The sequence below is a fragment of the Nonomuraea composti genome (assembly GCF_012034275.1).
GTDB lineage: Bacteria > Actinomycetota > Actinomycetes > Streptosporangiales > Streptosporangiaceae > Nonomuraea > Nonomuraea composti.
The window spans coordinates 77,475-94,643 of the sequence record NZ_JAATEP010000029.1 but is presented as its reverse complement, the minus strand read 5'-3'; the positions used below and the strand labels follow the sequence as shown (position 1 = coordinate 94,643).

Below are 17,169 nucleotides of genomic sequence, written 5' to 3'. Positions count from 1 at the left end.
AGCGCGTGCCTGTCCACACCGGCGTACATGACATCCTCTGAGTAGGAAGAGCGTGAAGAAGGGCGTGGGGCATGGACAAGCCGGTCATCGTGACGGTGGATGATGATCCAGGCGTCTCGCGGGCGGTCGCCCGTGACCTGAGACGCCGTTACGGGCAGGAATACCGCATCGTGCGCGCGGAGACCGCCAGAGACGGCATCGACGCGGTGCGGGAGATGCGGCTGCGGGGCGACGACGTGGCGGCCATCCTGGCCGACTACCGCATGCCGCAGATGAACGGCGTGCAGTTCCTTGAGGCCGCGATGGACATGTATCCGTACGCGCGCCGGGTGTTGCTGACCGCCTATGCCGACACCGACGCGGCGATCCAGGCGATCAACGTGGTCGATCTCGACCATTACCTGCTCAAGCCGTGGGATCCGCCGGAGGAGAAGTTCTACCCGGTGATCGACGGGCAGCTCGACGCCTGGCTGCGCACGGATCGGGTGGAGCGGGCCGAGCTGCGGGTGGTGGGCGACCGGTGGTCGGCGCCGTCGTACCGGGTGCGTGACTTCCTGGCCCGCAACCACGTGCCGTACCAGTGGATGCTGGCCGACGATCCGGAGGGCGCACAGCTGGTGAAGGCGGCGGGCGAGGGGTGTCACCTGCCGCTGGTGGTGACGGCCGACGGCACCACGCTGGAGTCGCCCGACCAGGCGACGCTGGCGACGGCGGTGGGGCTGTCCACGACGCCGGCCACCGACTTCTACGACCTGATCGTGGTGGGCGGCGGCCCGGCGGGGCTGGGCGCGGCGGTGTACGGCGCCTCCGAGGGGCTGAACACCGTGCTGGTCGAGGCGTACTCGTCGGGCGGGCAGGCGGGCCAGAGCTCCCGGATCGAGAACTACCTGGGCTTCCCCGACGGCGTGTCCGGCCAGCAGCTCGCCGACCGGGCGCGCAGGCAGGCGCTGAAGTTCGGGGCGGAGCTGCTGACCGCGCGCAAGGTGACCAGCCTGGAGCCGCGCGGGCAGGCGCGGGTGGTCGGGTTCAAGGACGGCGGGGAGATCGCGGCGCACGCCGTGATCCTGGCGACCGGCGTCACCTACCGGCGGCTCGAAGCGCCGGGGCTCGACGAGTTCGTGGGGCGGGGCGTCTTCTACGGCGCCGCCCTGACCGAGGCGCCGGCGTGCCGGAACACCGAGGTCTACATCGTCGGCGCGGCCAACTCGGCCGGGCAGGCGGCCGTCTACCTGTCGGGATTCGCGAGCAAGGTCCACTTGTTGGTGAGGAGTGATGGTTTGGAGAGGTCCATGTCTCACTACCTCATCGAGCAGATCGCCGCGATCCCCAACATCGAGGTGCACGTGCAGACGCAGGTCGTCGGCGGCAGCGGCGACGGGCACCTGGAGCGGCTGACGCTGTCCACGAAGGGCGAGGAGCGCACGGTCGACGCGCAGTGGTTGTTCGTGTTCATCGGCGCGCAGCCGTACACCGAGTGGCTGGGCGAGACGATCGAGCGCGACGCGCGCGGGTTCGTGCTGACCGGGCCCGACCTGGTGCAGGGCGGGCGGCGGCCGCGCAACTGGCCGCTGCGGCGCGAGCCGTACTTCCTGGAGACGAACGTGCCGGGGGTGCTGGCGGCGGGCGACGTGCGCGCCGAATCGATCAAGAGGGTGGCCTCCGCCGTCGGAGAGGGCGCGATGGCCGTCGCGCTCGTGCATCGGTACCTGGAGAAGCAATGATCGACATTGACGAGCTGCGCAAACTCTTCCTCTTCGAGCGGCTGTCCGACGAGCAGCTCACCAAGCTGGCGAGCACCGGCCGGGTGCAGAGCTACGCCCAGGACGAGGACATCCTGCGGCAGGGCGAGCCGGCCGAGTGCTTCGCGGTGCTGCTCGAGGGCGAGATGCAGATGATCACCGAGACGGTCAGCGCCGGCACCGTCGCGATGCCCCGCACCTCCCAGCCCGGCGTCTACGGCGGCGCCACCTCGGCCTACCTGGGCGAGCGGGCGCCGCAGACCTACCAGCACACGTTGCGGGCCACCGCCCCGTCGCGGGTGTTCATGCTGCCGGCCAAGAAGTTCGCCTACATCGTGGCCGAGTGGTTCCCGATGGCGATGCACCTGCTCGACGGCATGCTGTCCGGCGGGCGCATGCAGCGCGAGATCATCGACCGGCGGCAGCGGCTGAGCGCGCTCGGCACGATCACGGCCGGGCTTACGCACGAGCTGAACAACCCGGCCGCGGCGGCCGTGCGGGCGGTCAGCGAGCTGCGCTCGCTCATCAAGGCCTCGCGCTTCCAGCTCGCCCAGCTCGCCGAGGACGGCATAGCGCCCGACAAGCTGCGCGCGCTCATCGAGGCGCAGGAGGCGTGCACCAGCAACCTGGGCAAGCTCGACAAGCGCTCGCCGTTGGAGATCTCCGACGCCGAGGACGAGCTGGGCGAGGCGCTGGAGGCCGTGGGCGTCGACGACGCGTGGGACCTGGCGCCGGCGCTGGTGGGCGCCGGCTTCACCAGCGAGTACCTGCAGAAGATCCGTGCCAAGGTCGGCGACGAGCACACGCCGAAGGCGCTGCACTGGCTGGCCGAGGCGATCGAGATCTCGCAGATGCTCAACGAGGTGACCGAGGCGACCGAGCGCATCACCACGCTCATCCGCTCGGCCAAGCAGTACTCCCAGATGGACCGCGCGCCGTTCCAGCAGGTGGACGTGCACGAGCTGCTCGACAGCACGGTGGCGATCTTCCGCGGCAAGATCCCGCCGGGCATCACCGTGGTCACCGACTACGACCGCACGCTGCCCGAGATCCCCTGCTACGCGGGCGAGCTCAACCAGGTCTGGACGAACCTCATCCACAACGCCCTCGACGCGATGGACGGCGAGGGCACGCTGACCATCCGCACGGCCCACGACGAGGACGAGGCGATCGTCGAGATCGGCGACACCGGCCACGGCGTCCCCGAGGCGATCAAGGACCGGATCTTCGAGCCGTTCTTCACCACCAAGAGCGTGGGCGAGGGCACGGGTCTCGGCCTCGACATCTCCTACCGGATCGTGGCCGGCCGGCACGGCGGCGAGATCAAGGTGCGCTCGGTGCCGGGCGACACCTGGTTCGAGGTGCGGCTGCCGCTGAGGGAGCCCGCCGCGACGAGTTGATCGCGCATCGTTACGGACGACGACTTGTCAGGACGTCCCCTGACCGCATGTAATGGTTGACCGAAATGCGGGAAGGAGACGTCCCCCCATGAGCACGCCCGAGACGGTGCCGGGTTCGCGTTCGCTGAACGTGCTGCTCAGGGTGCTCGGCGGCATCGAACGCCTGGGCAACAGGCTGCCGCACCCGTTCTGGCTCTTCGTCCTGCTGAGCGCGGTGCTGGCCCTGCTGAGCTGGGGGCTGGCGGCGGCCGGGGTGTCGGCGGTCAACCCGGCCACCGGCAAGACCGTCACCGTCAAGAGCCTCGTGTCCGGCGACGGCGTGCGGATGATGGTCGGCGACGCCATCGAGAACTACACCTCGTTCCCGCCGCTCGGCACGATCCTCGTCGTCATGCTCGGCGTCGCGGTGGCCGAGCGCTCGGGGCTGCTGGCCGCGATGCTGCGCTCCGGGGTGGCGAAGGTGTCGCCGCGGTGGGTGACGTTCGCGCTGGCGTTCACCGGGATGGTGGCGCACGTGGCCTCCGACGCCGCGTACGTCGTGCTCATCCCGCTCGGCGCGCTCGCGTTCCGCGCGGTGGGGCGCAGCCCGATCCTCGGAATTGTGGTGGCGTTCGTGTCGATCTCGGCGGGCTACGACGCCAGCCCGCTGGTCACGCCGACGGACGCCATCCTGTCCGGGCTGACCACGGCCGCCGCGCACACCATCGATCCGGCGTACCTGGTCACGCCGCTGGCCAACTACTTCTTCTCGCTGGCCTCGTCCCTGGTGCTGGCGGGCACGATCACGCTGGTCACCGAGCGGGTGCTGGCCCGGCGGGTCGAGTCGATGCCCGTCGATCCCGACGCGGAGGAGGACGACCTCGGCTCGCTGACGCTCAGCGCCGAGGAGCGGCGCGGGCTGCGTGCCGCGCTGATCACGCTCCTCGTGTTCGTGGCCGCGCTGACGGCCGCCGTGCTGCCCGCCGGCTCCCCGCTGCGCGGCGAGGGCGGCGGCATCGTGCAGTCGCCGCTGCTCACCTCGATCGCGATCTTCCTCGGGCTCGCCTTCCTCGCCGTCGGCTGGGCGTACGGCAGGGCCGCCGGCACCGTCACCGGCAGCGGGGACATCCCGGCCTTCATGGCGCACGGCCTGCGCGAGATGGCGCCGATCCTGGTGCTGTTCTTCGCGATCTCGCAGTTCCTGGCCTATTTCAAGTGGACCGGCATCGGCGAGATCGTCGCCATCGACGGCGCCGGCCTGCTGAAGTCGGCCGGCGTGAGCGGGCCCGTCGTGTTCCTCGGCATCCTGCTCGTGGTCACCGTCATCAACCTGGTGGTGACCAGCGGCTCGGCCCAGTGGGCGCTGGTCGGGCCGGTGTTCGTGCCGATGCTCATGCTGCTGCACATCCCGCCCGAGCACACCCAGGCGCTCTACCGCATCGCCGACTCGTGCACGAACGCGATCACGCCGATGAGCCCGTACTTCGTGATGGCGCTCGGCTTCCTGCAGCGTTACCGGCGCTCGGCCGGCATCGGCACGCTGGCCTCCATGACGATCCCGCTCGCGCTCGCCCTGCTCGTCGTCTGGACGCTGCTGTTCTTCGCGTTCTGGGGGCTCGGCATCCCGCTCGGCCCCGGAGCGCCCGTCCCCTGACTCCCGTGAAAGGAATCTCGTGTTGATCACCGACTGGGCCCGGCAGGCCCTGCCGGCCATGGTCGACGACCTGAAGGCCGTGGTGGAGCTGGAGACCCACAGCTACGACAAGGCCATGCTGGTCAGGGGGCTGCGCGAGATCCGCGCCCGCACCGTCGGGCACCTGGGCACGCCCGACGACGAGATCCTGCACGAGGGCGGCGGGCACGGCGACATCCTGGAGCTCTACTACCGGGGCACCGCGCCCGGCGTCGTGCTCCTGCTCTGCCACTACGACACCGTCTGGCCGACCGGCACGCTGGCGGGCTGGCCGTTCGCGGTGCTGGACGGCAAGGCGACGGGGCCGGGCGTGTTCGACATGAAGACCGGGCTCGTGCAGGCCGTCTGGGCGCTGCGCGGGCTGCGGGAGCTGGGGCTGCCGCATCCGGGCGTGCGGTTCCTGTTCAACGGCGACGAGGAGATCGGCAGCCCGGCCTCGCGCGAGTACATCGAGTCGGCCAGCGAGGGCGCGCTGGCGACGCTGGTCTTCGAGGCGTCCATGGACGGGGCGCTGAAGACCGCGCGCAAGGGGGTCGGGCTGTTCAACGTGACCGTGACGGGGGTGGAGGCGCACGCGGGGCTGGATCCGTACGCGGGGGCCAGCGCCGTCCACGCGCTGGCCGAGCTCGTCACCACGCTCGCCGGGGCGGGCTCGCGCGAGCGCGGCACCACCGTGAACGTCGGCCTGATCAGCGGCGGCACCGGCCGCAACGTCACGGCGGGCCGGGCCACGTGCGGCGTGGACGTGCGCGTCACCGACCCGGCGGAGATGGGCCGGATCGACGACGTCTTCGCCGCCCTGCGGGTCGCGGACCCGCGCGTCAAGATCTCCGTCACCGGCGAGTGGAACCGGCCCCCGATGGTCCCGAACCCCGCCTCCCAGCGGCTGTTCAAGGAGGTCCAGGAGGTGGCGGCCGGGTTCGGCTGGCTGGTGGACGAGGCGGCGGTCGGGGGCGCCAGCGACGGCAACTTCGTCTCGGCCCTGGGCCGGCCGGTGCTGGACGGCATGGGCGCGGTGGGCGACGGGGCGCACGCCCGGCACGAGCACGTAGTGATCGAGCACATCCCGGAGCGCACGGCCCTGACGATGGGTCTCATCACCGCCCTGGCCTGAGGGGCTGAGAGCCCTCTCGACCCCTGAGGGCCGAGCGCGCTCTCAGCCTCGTAGGGGTTGAGAGCGCTCTCAGCCTCAGCCGAAGACGCGGTCGCGGGCCTGGTCGAGGGCCGTCAGCACGGCGCCCTGGAGCACCGCGTTGCCCGCCACCGTGCTGGCGCGCACCTCGGTCGGGGCCGGCGCCAGCTCGCGCAGGCGGGCGGCCACCTCGGCGGCCAGCTCGTCGCCGCCCGCCTGCCCGGCCTCCCCGCCCAGCACGACGAGGCCGGGGTCCAGCAGCGTCACGAACGCGAAGGCGCCCTTGGCGATGCGGGCGGCGAACTCGGCGCGGCCGAGCCGGCGCACCACGCTCTCGGTGACCAGGTTGCAGAACGCGGTGCCGTCCACCTCGAGGAACCCGACCTCGCCGGCGCCGCCGGACACCCCGCGCCGCAACCGGCCGCCGAGCACGACGGCCGCCCCGACGCCGTCGCCCACCCACATGAGCACGAAGTCCTCGGCGCCCTGGGCGGCGCCGGTGCGCAGCTCGGCGATGGCGGCCAGGTTCACCTCGTTCTCCAGGGTGAGCGGCACGCCCAGCCGCTCGCCCCAGGCCGCGACCAGGCCGGGCCGCCAGCCGGGCACGTCGTTGGCCGTGACCAGCTCGCCGTCGCGCGGCGCGACCAGCCCGGGCGCGCCGACCACGATCGTGTCGATGGCCCGCTCCCCCGCGGCCTCGGTGACGACCTCGGCGACGAGGTCCACGAGATCGCCGCCGACCGGCCGCGTCCGGCGGGCGACCACCTGCCCGGTGATGTCGGCGATCGCCACGGAGATCGTCTCGCGGCGCAGGTCCACCCCCGCCACGTGGGCGCGGCCGGCCACCAGCCCGTAGACGCGCGCGTTCGGCCCCCGCCTGGCCGCGCCGGACTCGCCGGTGACCTCGATCAGCCCGCTCTGCGTGAGCCGCTCGATCAGGTCGGACACGGTCGGCCGGGACAGCCCCGTGAGCTCGCGCAGCTGGGGCGCGGTCAGCGGGCCGCGATCGAGCAGCAGGTCGAGGGCCAGGCGGTCGTTGATCGCGCGGGCCATGGCGGGGGTGGCGGTCTTCATGGCTCCCATAATAATCAGGGTCCCTGCCTAAAACCTATTTTCATCAGGAAGCCTGCCTGATAGTTTTGCGGTATGAGCCATCATCGTGCGATCGCCCTCGTCTTCGCCGTGCACGGCGCCGTGGCCGGCACCGTGTCCACCCGCATGCCCTGGGTCCAGGAGCACCTCGCCCTCGACCCCGGCACGCTCGGCATGGCGCTGCTGTGCCCGCCGATCGGCGCGTTCATCGGCATGCCCATGGCCGCCCGCGTGGCCCACCGCTTCGGCAGCCGCGCCGCCACCCGCGTACTCATCGGGTTGTGGTGCGCGATCCTGGTGCTGCCGCCGCTCGCGCCCTCACCGGTCTGGTTCGGGGCCGCGTTGTTACTGTTCGGCTTCGGTGCCGGGATGTCCGACATCACCATGAACGCCCACGCCGTCGTCCTCGAACGGCGGCTCGGCCGCTCGATCATGTCCGGCCTGCACGGCATGTGGGCGGTGGGCAGCCTGGCCGGAGGCGGCGTCGGCACCCTGGCGGCGCAGGCCGGGATCGACGCCAGGATCCACATCGGGCTGGTCGCCGCCGTCCTGCTCACCGTGAGCGTGGCGGCCGGGCGCGGCCTGCTCCACGACGACCGCTCGGACACGCCGGCCGACGCGCCCGCGCCGCGCCGCTTCGCGCTGCCCTCGCGGGCGATCCTGCCGCTCGGCCTGGTCGGCTTCTGCGCCGTCTTCGCCGAAGGCGCCAGCGCGAACTGGGCCGCCGTCTACCTCACGCACGTCACCGACGCCGGGCCCGGCCTGGCCGCGGCCGGTTACACCGTCCTCATGCTGTGCATGGCCGGGATGCGCCTGGCGGGCGACCGGTTCATCCGGCTGCTCGGGCCCGTGACGGCCGTACGGGCGGGCGGGCTCGTGGCGGTGCTCGGCGGCGTGCTCGTCGTCACGGCCCGCACGCCCGCGCTCGGCATCGCCGGCTTCGCCCTGCTCGGGCTGGGCCTGGCGGTGGTGATGCCGCTGGTGCTGACGGCGGCGGGCAACGCGGGCAGGACCGCGAGCGAGGGCGTGACGGGGGTGGCCACGATCACGTACCTGTCGGGGATGGTCGCGCCGCCCGTCACGGGGTGGCTGGCGGACGGGCTGTCCTACCCGGCCGCGTTCACCGCGATCACCGGCATCGTGGTCGTGATGCTGCTGCTCTCCCGCGTCGTACGCCCCTCGGCCGCCTCGTCCCCGCAGCCCGTCGCCGAGGGCAGCCTCGTGACCGGGCCCTAGCGGACGTGAGCGGCGACGGCCCGCGCGCACTCCAGGGGATCCTTGCCCGTGGTGTCCACCTCGACGTCGTAGCGCACGCCCAGGTGGACCACCTCGGCCTGCAGCTCGGCCATCCCCTGGGGGCGGTCCTGGCGGGCCACCTCGCGCCGGGCGGCCTCCGCGGTGTCGCACCTGACGCCGACCCACAGGACCTCCAGCCCGAACAGCGCCTTCTGCCAGCCCTGCTGGGACGACGGCCCGCCGAGGAAGACGTCGTCGACGACGACCGGCGCGCCGGCGCGGGCCATCGCGGCGATCCCCTCCCGCCAGGCGTCCTGCAGCCTCATGAAGTCCCGGCCCACGTTCACCTCGCCGCCGTCGGTGATCTCGATGCCGCCGTCCTGGCTCTGCAGGGCGGCGGGCATGGCGGCCACGAGGTCGTCGATGGAGAAGGCGAGCCAGGGGCTCGGCAGCACGGCTTGCAGGCTTCTGGCCAACGTCGACTTGCCCGAGCTGGAGCCGCCGTTCAGCACGATCACTTGAGTCGTCACGGCGCCACGTTAGGGGCCGCGCGGGGTGGTGCGAAACCGCATGACGGCTGATACGCTCCCAAGCGAGCGCTTGGTTTAGCTGCTGAGGGGCCGCCATATGAGGTTCTCGACCTTCCACCTCTTCCACCGCTTCGACGGGCAGAGCTTCAAGGACGTCTACGACTACCACCTGGAGCTCATCGAGCTGGCCGAGGAGCTGGGGTTCGACGGGGTGCGGCTGGCCGAGCACCACTTCAGGGACTACGGCGTCGTGCCCAACCTGTTCACCATGCTCGCCCACGCCGCCGCCCGGACCACCAGGCTCCGGCTCGGCACCGGCATCGTCGTGCTGCCCCTGCACAACCCCGTGCACGTCGCCGAGGAGGCCGCGCAGGTGGACGTGCTCTCGGGCGGGCGGCTCGACCTGGGGATCGGGCGGGGGTACCAGAGCTTCGAGTTCGAGGGGTTCGGGATCGACCTGGCGGAGGCGCGCGACCGCTTCAACGAGGCGCTGGAGGTGATCGTCGGGCTCTGGACGCAGGAGTCGTACCAGCACGAAGGCAAGTTCTACAAGACCGGCGCCGAGGTGTCGCTCGTGCCCAGGCCGCTGCAACGGCCCCATCCGCCGCTGCACGTGGCGGCCGTCTCCCCCGAGACGGTGACCATGTACGCCGAGCGCGGCCTGCCCATCCTCGCCGACCCCGCGGCGCCGTTCAGGAAGGTCGTCAAGGCGGCCGAGACGTGGCGGGAGACGGCCGCGCAGGCTGGGCACCCGGCCAGCGCGGACCTCGTGGTGGCCCGCAGCGTGTACGTCGCCCCCACCCTGGAGCAGGCACGCGAGGACCAGGCCCGGTTCGAGGCGTCGTTCGACCGCTCGCGCATCTTCAACGAGCGCAGCGCCCCCATCGACCCGAAGACCGGCAAGGCCGCCCAGGGCTTCGAGTACTACCAGGACCGCTACCTCAAGGGCGGCGCGCTCTCCGCCGACTTCCGCTGGGAGCAGCTCGAGGTGATCGGCGACCCCGCGCGGGTCATCGAGCAGATCACGCTGCTCAGGGACGCCGGGTTCACCGACCTCCTGTGCGACTTCGGCAGCACCCGCCCGATGCCGCTGGAGGACATGAAGCGGGTCATGCGCTTCTTCGCGACCGAAGTCATGCCGGCCTTTGGAGGCTAGATGATGCACAGCCTGACCCTGTCGGACGTGCTCGCCGACCACGCCCGCAGCCGCCCCCAGGTGACGGCGGTCGTGGACGGGGAGCTGCGGCTCACCTACCCCGAGCTGGACGGGCGGGTGACCCGGCTGGCCTCGGCGCTGGACGGGATGGGGGTCTCCCGGGGCGACCGGGTGCTGTGGCTGGGGCAGAACGCATACGCGGTGCTGGAGCTGCTGCTCGCCTGCTCCAGGCTCGGAGCGATCTTCTGCCCGGCCAACTGGCGGCAGTCGCAGGACGAGCTGCGCTTCGTCCTGGCCGACCTCACCCCCGCGGCGGTCTTCTGGGAGCACTCCGAGACCGTCGCGCCGCTGCGCGACGACCGGTGGATCCAGGCGGGCGAGGCTTACGAGCGGCTGCTCGCCGACGCTCCGGTACGGAAGTTCGACCAGGTCGCCGACACCGAGCCCACCCTCGCCCTCTACACCGCCGCCTTCGACGGGCGCCCCAGCGCCGCCCTGCTCAGCAGCGCCGCGCTCGTCGCGCACGCCACGTCCCTGCTCGTCGTGCGGCAGATGGAGCCGGGTTTCACCTTCCTCAACAACGGGCCGCTCTTCCACGTCGGCACCATGATGTTCTGCCTGGCCACGCTGCAGATCGGCGGCACGAACGTGTTCACGCCCGCCTTCGACCCCGAAGAGGTGTGCCGGCTGGTCGACGCCGAGCGGGTGACACAGGCGTTCCTGTTCGGCGGCATGATCGACGCGGTGGCCAAGGCGAACGCGGGCGGCAAGTACGACCTGTCGTCGCTGCGGTTCGTCGCCCACTCCGCCGAGTGGGACGACATGATCACCGTGGACGACTCGCCGTGGTGCCGGTCCGGGATGGGCGGGTACGGGCAGACCGAGGTGGGCGGGATGCTCACGTTCCTGGGGCTGGCGGAGGGCGGGGCCGGGCTCGCGGGGCGGCCGTCTCCGCTCGCGCAGGTGCGGATTCTGGGGCCGGACGGGGTGGAGGTGCCGGTGGGTGAGACGGGGGAGATCTGCGCTCGCGGCAAAACCCTCTTTTCCGGATATTTCGCCCGGCCCGACTTAAATGCTCAAAAATCCGCCTTCGGCTGGCACCATACCGGCGACCTCGGCCGCCGCGAACCCGACGGCACCATCACCTTCATCGGTCCCAAACTCCGCATGATCAAGTCCGGCGCCGAGAACGTGTACCCGGCGGAGGTGGAGCGGGCGCTCAAGACCCACCCGGCCGTCGCCGACGCGGCCGTCATCGGCGTGCCCGATCCGCAGTGGCACCAGGCGGTCAAGGCCGTCGTGGCACTGAAACCCTCGGCCCAGGCGACCGAGGACGAGCTGATCGCGCACGTCCGGGGGTTGCTGGCGTCGTACAAGAAGCCGCGGCACGTGACGTTCGTGGACACGATCCCGAAACGCGGCTTCACCCCCGACTACGACGCCCTGGACGCCGCCCACGGCGGCGGCAACTACCCGGGCACCTGACCCCGCCACGGCGCAGGCGCCGCGCACGGTGAGCGCCGCGCATGTGGCGGCGCGCATGTGGGCGGCGCGCATGTGGGCGGCGCGCATGTGGGCGGCGCGCATGTGGGCGGCGCGCATGTGAGCGGCACGTGCGGACGTGGAGCCGAGGGCAGGCACGCGGGCGAGCGCGGGTGCGGGCGGTCGCCGGACGGGCGCGCAGGCGCGGGCGCCGGTGGGTCAGGGGCGGGGGAGGGGGAGGCCGGCTTCCAGGTGGGCGAGGGCGGCGTCGAGGTGGGCCGGGGCGTCCAGGTCGCGGTTCTTCACCCAGTCGGTCCAGACCCCCACCATGACGCCCATGATCGCGCCCGTGACGTTGCGGATGCCCGGGTCGTCGGCCGGGCGGCCCTCGCGGGCGGCGAGGCGTTCGCGGAGGGTGGTGGCGACGCCGGTGACATTGTCGATGCTGGCCGCCCACAGCTCGGGCACCGTGAGCATGAGCACTTCCCGGTCGAGGCTGTCGGCGCGTTCCTGCGGTGTCTGGGCCTCGATCATGGCGCGCATGGCCATGCGGACGGCCCGCACGGGCGGCACCTCGGGCGGCACCTGGTCGAGGGCTGCCACGAAAGGCGGGAACTGGTCGACGATCACCAGGTCCTCCTTGGTGGCGAAGTAGCGGAAGACGGTGCTGGGCGCCACCTCCGCCGCCTCGGCGATCTGCTCGACCGTGGTGGCCGCGTAGCCCTGCTCGCGGAACAGCCGCAGCGCCTCCTTCTGGATCAGCGCTCTCGTCTTGGCCTTCTTCCGCTCGCGCAGGCCCGGTCGGTCACTCATGTCTCCGCATTCTCGGGGGTTCGGCGGCTCGCGTCCACTTGAGAGGAGGACGCTTGTAAAAGCTATACAACTCTTATTTGAGAGTCTACTCTCAGAAACATGCGACTTCCTACGTCACGCGACCCGCGTTGCCCCTTCGACCCGCCCCCCGAGCTGCGCGGCCTGCCGCCGATGAGCCGGCTGGAGTTCGCCGACGGGCACCTGGGCTGGCTGGCCACCACCGCAGAGGCGGCCAGGACGGTGCTCGGCGATCCGAGGTTCAGCGCGCGACGGGAGCTCAAGCACGCCCCCGTGCGGTTCACCACGCCCGGCGAGACGGGCCGGCCCGCGCCCCCGGGGTTCTTCGGCGCCATGGACCCGCCCGAGCACACGCGCTACCGCCGCCTGCTCACCGGCCAGTTCACGGTGCGCCGGATGCGCCTGCTGGAGCCGCGGATCGAGCGCATCGCCGCCGACCACCTCGACGCCATGGCCGCGGCGGGCCCGCCGGTGGACCTGGTGAGCGCCTACGCGCTGCCGATCCCGTCGATGATCATCTGCGAGCTGCTGGGCGTCCCGTACGAGGATCACGAGTTCTTCCAGGACCGCAGCCTGCGGCTCGTCGCGGCGGGCGGCGACGTGGCCAGGGCGACCGCGGACCTGGCGGCGTACCTGGGGAAGCTCGTGGGGCGCAAGCGGGCCGAGCCGGGCGACGACCTGATCAGCGGGCTGACCGCCGACCTCACGGACGAGGAGCTGGTCAACGTGGCCATGATCCTGCTCGTCGCCGGCCACGAGACCACCGCGAACATGCTGGCACTCGGCGTCTTCGCGCTGCTGGAGACCGGGACGCCGTACGAGGAGGGCGCGGTCGAGGAGCTGCTGCGCTGGCTGTCGATCGTGCAGCTCGGCGCCCCGAGCCGGGCCGCGACGCAGGACGTGGAGGTGGCGGGCACGCTGGTGCGCGCGGGCGAGACGGTCGCGCTGTCGCTGCCCGTCGTCAACCGGGATCCGGCGCTGTTCGAGCGTCCGGACGTGCTCGATCCCGCCCGTACGGAGGCCCGCAGGCACCTGTCGTTCGGGCACGGCGTGCACCAGTGCCTCGGCCAGCAGCTCGCCAGGATCGAGCTGCGCATCGGCTACGGCGCGCTGTTCGAGCGCTTCCCCGGGCTGCGGCTGGCCGTCCCGCCGGATCAGGTGCCGCTCAAGCAGGACGGCGCCGTGTACGGGGTCGCCTGCCTGCCCGTGACCTGGGGCTGATCACAGGATGGCGAGCGGGGTGAGCGGGCTGCCGGTGCCGCCTTCGATTCAGAGGATGGCGAGCGGGGTGAGCGGGCTGCCGGTGCCGCCCTCGATGCGCAACGGCGCCGCCACGAACACGAACTCCGTCCGCCCCGCCGCCGCCAGGGCCGCCGCCAGCTCCTCCAGCAGCAGCATCTCGATCAGGTGGATGCCGTGCCGGTGCAGCAGCAGGAGGTGCAGGTCGTCCTCGATCGGCTCGTCGGCCAGGCCGCGCTCGTTGAGCCCGCCGATGGCGGCGTTGTCCGAGGCGACGGCCGCCACGTCGTGGGCCGCGAGCCACCGCCCCGCCTCCGCCGACAGCCCGGGCTGGCCGGACCAGTACTCCTCGCGCGAGCGCTCCCACACCACCGGCCAGCCCGTACGGACGACCGCCACGTCCCCGGCCCGCGGCACCGCGATCTCCGCCAGCAGCCCGGCGGGGATCCGGTGGCCGGCGGGCAGGTGGTCGAGGCCGAGCCGGCGCGGCACGTCGTACAGCACTCCCCTGGCCACCACCCCGCCCACGTGCTCGATGCCGCATCGCGTCGCCCCGTACGAGCGCACCCTGGCGGCCGGATGGCCGTTGAACAGCTCGTCGCCCGACCACATGTGGCACAGCGCGTCCATGTGCGTGGTGGTGCCGTGGCCGGTGACGACCAGGGCGTCGTCCGCGACGCGCAGGCCGGCGCCGATCGGCCGGGCGCCGGCCGCGTAGTCGCCGCCGTCCACGGACATGAAGTGCTGCGGCAGCGGCCGGCCCGGCAGGTGCGGCACCGTGCCGGGGGCAGGCGAGGAGGTGGCGCCCCTGATCGGCATGGCCAGGCTCAGCACCTCGCCGGTGACGGCGCTGCGCAGGGCGGCGAGGACGGTGGCCGGGGTGAGGAGGTTCAGGGTGCCGCGCTGATCGTCTGGGCCGAATCGTCCCCAGTTGTTAGGCTCGGTGACCAAGTAAGCGCTCCCTTTCTCTGCGGAGGTCTGATGCACTGCGATCCGCGCTTCTCCCGCGTACGCGAGGTCTTCGAGCGGCACTTCGCCGACGGCGAGGAGCTGGGCGCGGCCTTCGCCGTCTACCTCGACGGCGAGCTGGTCGTGGACCTGTGGGGCGGCGTCGCCGACCGGCACACCGGGCGGCCCTGGGAACGCGACACCCCCGTCTTCGCCTACTCCTGCACCAAGGCGGTCACGGCGGCCGTGCTGCTGCAGCTCGCCGAGCGGGGGCTGGTGGACGTGACGGCGCCGGTCGCCGAGGTGTGGCCCGAGTTCGCGGCGAACGGCAAGGCAGGCATCACCGTCGAGCACGTGCTGACCCACCAGGCGGGGCTGCCTGCGCTGGAGGAGCCGGTGCCGGTGGAGGAGTTCGAGGACCAGCCGGCCATCGCGGCCCGGCTCGCCCGGCAGGCGCCGCTGTGGGAGCCGGGGACGGCGCACGGGTACCACGCGCTGACGTACGGGTTCCTGGTCGGCGAGGTGGTCAGGCGGGTGACGGGCAAGTCGGTGGGCGAGCTGGTGTCGGCCGAGATCGCGGGGCCGCTGGGACTGGAGCTGTGGGTGGGTGCCCCGGATCCGGTGATCGAGCGTACGGCGCGGCTCACGGCTGGCGAGCGCGGCCGGCTGGTCACCACCGAGACCCCGCCCCCCGGCGCACAGCCGGACGGCGAGGTGGCGGACGGTGAGGTGGCGGATGGTGAGGTGGCGGACGGTGCGGCGGCGGGCGGGCCTGAGCGGACGACGGAGGCCGTCGCCGAGATGACCAGGCTGGCGCTCGACCCCGGCAGCCTGATGAACCGGGCGCTCGGCAACCCCGCCATGAACCTCCTCAAGGGCGGCGCGAACAACCCGGTGATCCTGCGCGCGGGCTGGCCGGCGGCCGGGATGGTCACGACCGCGCGGGGCCTGGCCGGGTTCTACCGCGCGCTGATCGCCGGCGAGATCCTGCGCCCCGAGACCCTTCAGGACGCGCTGCGGCCCCGGGTGAAGGGCCCCGACCGGACGCTCTATCTCGGCACGTCGTTCGGCCTCGGGTTCATGCGGCCGTCGATGACGTTCATGGTGCGCTCGCCGAGCGCGTTCGGCCATTCGGGGGCGGGCGGCTCCATCGGGGTCGGCGACCCGGAGCGCGGGCTGGCCATCGCCTACGTCATGAACAAGATGGCCAGCGCCATCTCCGGCAACCTGCGCGGGCACCGCCTGCTGCAGGCCGTCTACGACTCGTTGTGAGCGCATGGCCGTTCAGTGCATGGTCACGCCGCCGCTCACCGACAGGGTCTGCCCGGTGATGTACGCGGCGCGTTCCGTGCACAGGTAGGCGACGAGCCCGGCGACGTCGGCGGGCGTGCCGAGGCGGCGCAGCGGGATGGCCCGCGCGATCCGCTCCACCAGCCCCGGCTCCGCGTCGGAGATCCGGCGGAGCATGGGGGTGTCGGTGGGGCCGGGGCAGACGACGTTGGAGGTGACGTTCGCCCGGGCGGCCTCGCGGGCGAGCGTCTTGGCCAGCCCGAACAGCCCGGCCTTCGTCGCCGCGTACGCCCCCTCGCCGCCGGACCCGGCCCTGGCCCCGTCGGAGGAGACGAACACGAGCCGCCCCCATCCCCTCTCCACCATGCCGGGCAGGAGCAGCTTGGTCAGCAGCATCGGGCCGCGCAGGTTGACCTGCCACATCAGGTCCCAGCCCGCGGGGTCGCTCTCGGTGAACGGCTCCACGATCGCCACCCCGGCGTTGTGCACCAGGATGTCCGCCGCGCCCACCTCGTCGGCGAACGCCTGCACGGAGGCCGGCGAGGTCAGGTCCACGTGCAGCGCGGGTTGCCGGGCGTTCGTGAGGTCGACGTCGGCGGTCACGACCTCGGCGCCGAGGGCGGCCAGGTCGGTGGCGATGGCCGTGCCGATCGCGCCCGCGCCTCCGGTGACCACCGCGACGCGCCCGTCCAGGCGCAGCCCGTCCATCATCCTTTCCACGCCTCGACCAGGTCGGCGGTGGTGGCGCGGGTGGCGAGCAGGCTGATCGTGTGTTTCAGTACGGCGCGCGCGTACTCCTCGGGGATGCCCGCGACCGCGTCCGTGACCACGGTGACGCGGTAACCGAGGTTCACCGCCTCAAGGGCCAGGCCGGGGATGCCGAGGTTGAGCGAGACGCCGGCCGCGACGACGGACGTGACGCCGAGCGAGCGCAGCGTCATGTCGAGCGAGGTGCCGGTGAACGGCGAGAACCCGTGGTGGCGCCGGCTCTCCAGGTCCGCGTCCTCGCGCAGCTCGGAGAGCACGTCGGTGGCGGGCGTGCCGTCCAGCATGTGGTGCGGGTCCTTGAGCAGGGAGACGATGAACGGGCAGTTGGCGGTGTGGGAGCCGGCCCGGTCGGGGCGGAACGCGGCCGTGCAGTGGATCACCGGGTGGCCGGCCTGGCGGGCCGCCTGGAGCAGGCGGGTGGCGTTGGGGACGACGTCGTGGCGGGCGCACGCCTCCACCAAGTCCGGAAATCTCGTGAGATCGCCGACCACGCCCCGCTGCATCTCCATGACCAGCACCGCCACGCGCTCCACCGGCGACCTCCACGCTTCTTAGCCGAGCGCTTGCTTGGTATCCGGCACAGCATAACACCCGCTGAAATCCCCCGCCCCGTGACAACCGGAACCCCGGATGAGACCGTCGGAACCAGGACGG

At 72.3% G+C, this 17,169-nt stretch carries 15 protein-coding genes; 9 read left to right on the top strand and 6 right to left on the bottom strand.

The window, feature by feature from the left end; all coding sequences use genetic code 11:
* Positions 1-71 precede the first annotated feature (71 nt).
* The 4 genes from HCN51_RS34230 (at position 72) to HCN51_RS34215 (ending at position 5,925) form a co-directional block, all read left to right on the top strand.
* Positions 72-1,721: an NAD(P)/FAD-dependent oxidoreductase gene (locus tag HCN51_RS34230; protein WP_080042175.1), complete on the top strand. Its 1,650-nt coding sequence runs from the start codon at positions 72-74 to the stop codon at positions 1,719-1,721.
* Positions 1,718-3,139, top strand: a complete 1,422-nt coding sequence (locus HCN51_RS34225) for an ATP-binding protein (protein ID WP_168015311.1) — start codon at positions 1,718-1,720, stop codon at positions 3,137-3,139. The genes HCN51_RS34230 and HCN51_RS34225 overlap by 4 nt, the downstream gene beginning before the upstream one ends.
* 88 nt (positions 3,140-3,227) lie before the next feature.
* Positions 3,228-4,772, top strand: coding sequence for an AbgT family transporter (locus tag HCN51_RS34220; protein ID WP_168015309.1), 1,545 nt, complete (start codon positions 3,228-3,230; stop codon positions 4,770-4,772).
* Between the two features lie 19 nt (positions 4,773-4,791).
* Complete coding sequence (locus tag HCN51_RS34215) at positions 4,792-5,925, top strand: M20 family metallopeptidase (protein WP_346433887.1); 1,134 nt, start codon at positions 4,792-4,794, stop codon at positions 5,923-5,925.
* Between the two features lie 75 nt (positions 5,926-6,000).
* Here the strand turns inward: HCN51_RS34215 and HCN51_RS34210 are convergent, their stop codons facing one another.
* Positions 6,001-7,017, bottom strand: coding sequence for an ROK family transcriptional regulator (locus HCN51_RS34210; protein ID WP_206068206.1), 1,017 nt, complete (start codon positions 7,015-7,017; stop codon positions 6,001-6,003).
* Between the two features lie 72 nt (positions 7,018-7,089).
* Between HCN51_RS34210 and HCN51_RS34205 the strand changes: the two genes are divergently transcribed.
* Positions 7,090-8,271: an MFS transporter gene (locus tag HCN51_RS34205; protein WP_168015305.1), complete on the top strand. Its 1,182-nt coding sequence runs from the start codon at positions 7,090-7,092 to the stop codon at positions 8,269-8,271.
* Here the strand turns inward: HCN51_RS34205 and cpt are convergent.
* Positions 8,268-8,801 (bottom strand): chloramphenicol phosphotransferase CPT, encoded by a 534-nt coding sequence (gene cpt / locus HCN51_RS34200; RefSeq protein WP_168015303.1) that lies wholly within the window; start codon positions 8,799-8,801, stop codon positions 8,268-8,270. The genes HCN51_RS34205 and cpt overlap by 4 nt on opposite strands.
* Positions 8,802-8,898: 97 nt before the next feature.
* Between cpt and HCN51_RS34195 the strand changes: the two genes are divergently transcribed.
* Both HCN51_RS34195 and HCN51_RS34190 read left to right on the top strand, forming a co-directional pair.
* A complete protein-coding gene (locus HCN51_RS34195; protein ID WP_168015301.1) occupies positions 8,899-9,957 on the top strand; it encodes an LLM class flavin-dependent oxidoreductase in 1,059 nt (352 codons plus the stop codon).
* Positions 9,958-11,442: an AMP-binding protein gene (locus tag HCN51_RS34190; protein WP_168015299.1), complete on the top strand. Its 1,485-nt coding sequence runs from the start codon at positions 9,958-9,960 to the stop codon at positions 11,440-11,442.
* Positions 11,443-11,658: 216 nt separating this feature from the next.
* On the opposite strand, the gene HCN51_RS34185 is transcribed toward HCN51_RS34190, so the two are convergent.
* Positions 11,659-12,252, bottom strand: a complete 594-nt coding sequence (locus HCN51_RS34185) for a TetR/AcrR family transcriptional regulator (RefSeq protein ID WP_168015297.1) — start codon at positions 12,250-12,252, stop codon at positions 11,659-11,661.
* A 99-nt stretch (positions 12,253-12,351) separates the two neighbouring features.
* Between HCN51_RS34185 and HCN51_RS34180 the strand changes: the two genes are divergently transcribed.
* Complete coding sequence (locus HCN51_RS34180; RefSeq protein ID WP_168015295.1) at positions 12,352-13,491, top strand: cytochrome P450; 1,140 nt, start codon at positions 12,352-12,354, stop codon at positions 13,489-13,491.
* Positions 13,492-13,539: 48 nt separating this feature from the next.
* Here the strand turns inward: HCN51_RS34180 and HCN51_RS34175 are convergent, their stop codons facing one another.
* Positions 13,540-14,460, bottom strand: a complete 921-nt coding sequence (locus HCN51_RS34175) for a cyclase family protein (protein ID WP_168015293.1) — start codon at positions 14,458-14,460, stop codon at positions 13,540-13,542.
* A 30-nt stretch (positions 14,461-14,490) separates the two neighbouring features.
* Between HCN51_RS34175 and HCN51_RS34170 the strand changes: the two genes are divergently transcribed.
* Positions 14,491-15,729 (top strand): serine hydrolase domain-containing protein, encoded by a 1,239-nt coding sequence (locus HCN51_RS34170; RefSeq protein ID WP_168015291.1) that lies wholly within the window; start codon positions 14,491-14,493, stop codon positions 15,727-15,729.
* 12 nt (positions 15,730-15,741) lie between these two features.
* On the opposite strand, the gene HCN51_RS34165 is transcribed toward HCN51_RS34170, so the two are convergent.
* Positions 15,742-16,455, bottom strand: coding sequence for an SDR family NAD(P)-dependent oxidoreductase (locus tag HCN51_RS34165; protein ID WP_168015403.1), 714 nt, complete (start codon positions 16,453-16,455; stop codon positions 15,742-15,744).
* Entirely contained in the window at positions 16,455-17,048 is a 594-nt protein-coding gene (locus tag HCN51_RS34160; RefSeq protein WP_346433886.1) for a cysteine hydrolase family protein, read from the bottom strand. The genes HCN51_RS34165 and HCN51_RS34160 overlap by 1 nt, the downstream gene beginning before the upstream one ends.
* Positions 17,049-17,169: the final 121 nt, after the last annotated feature.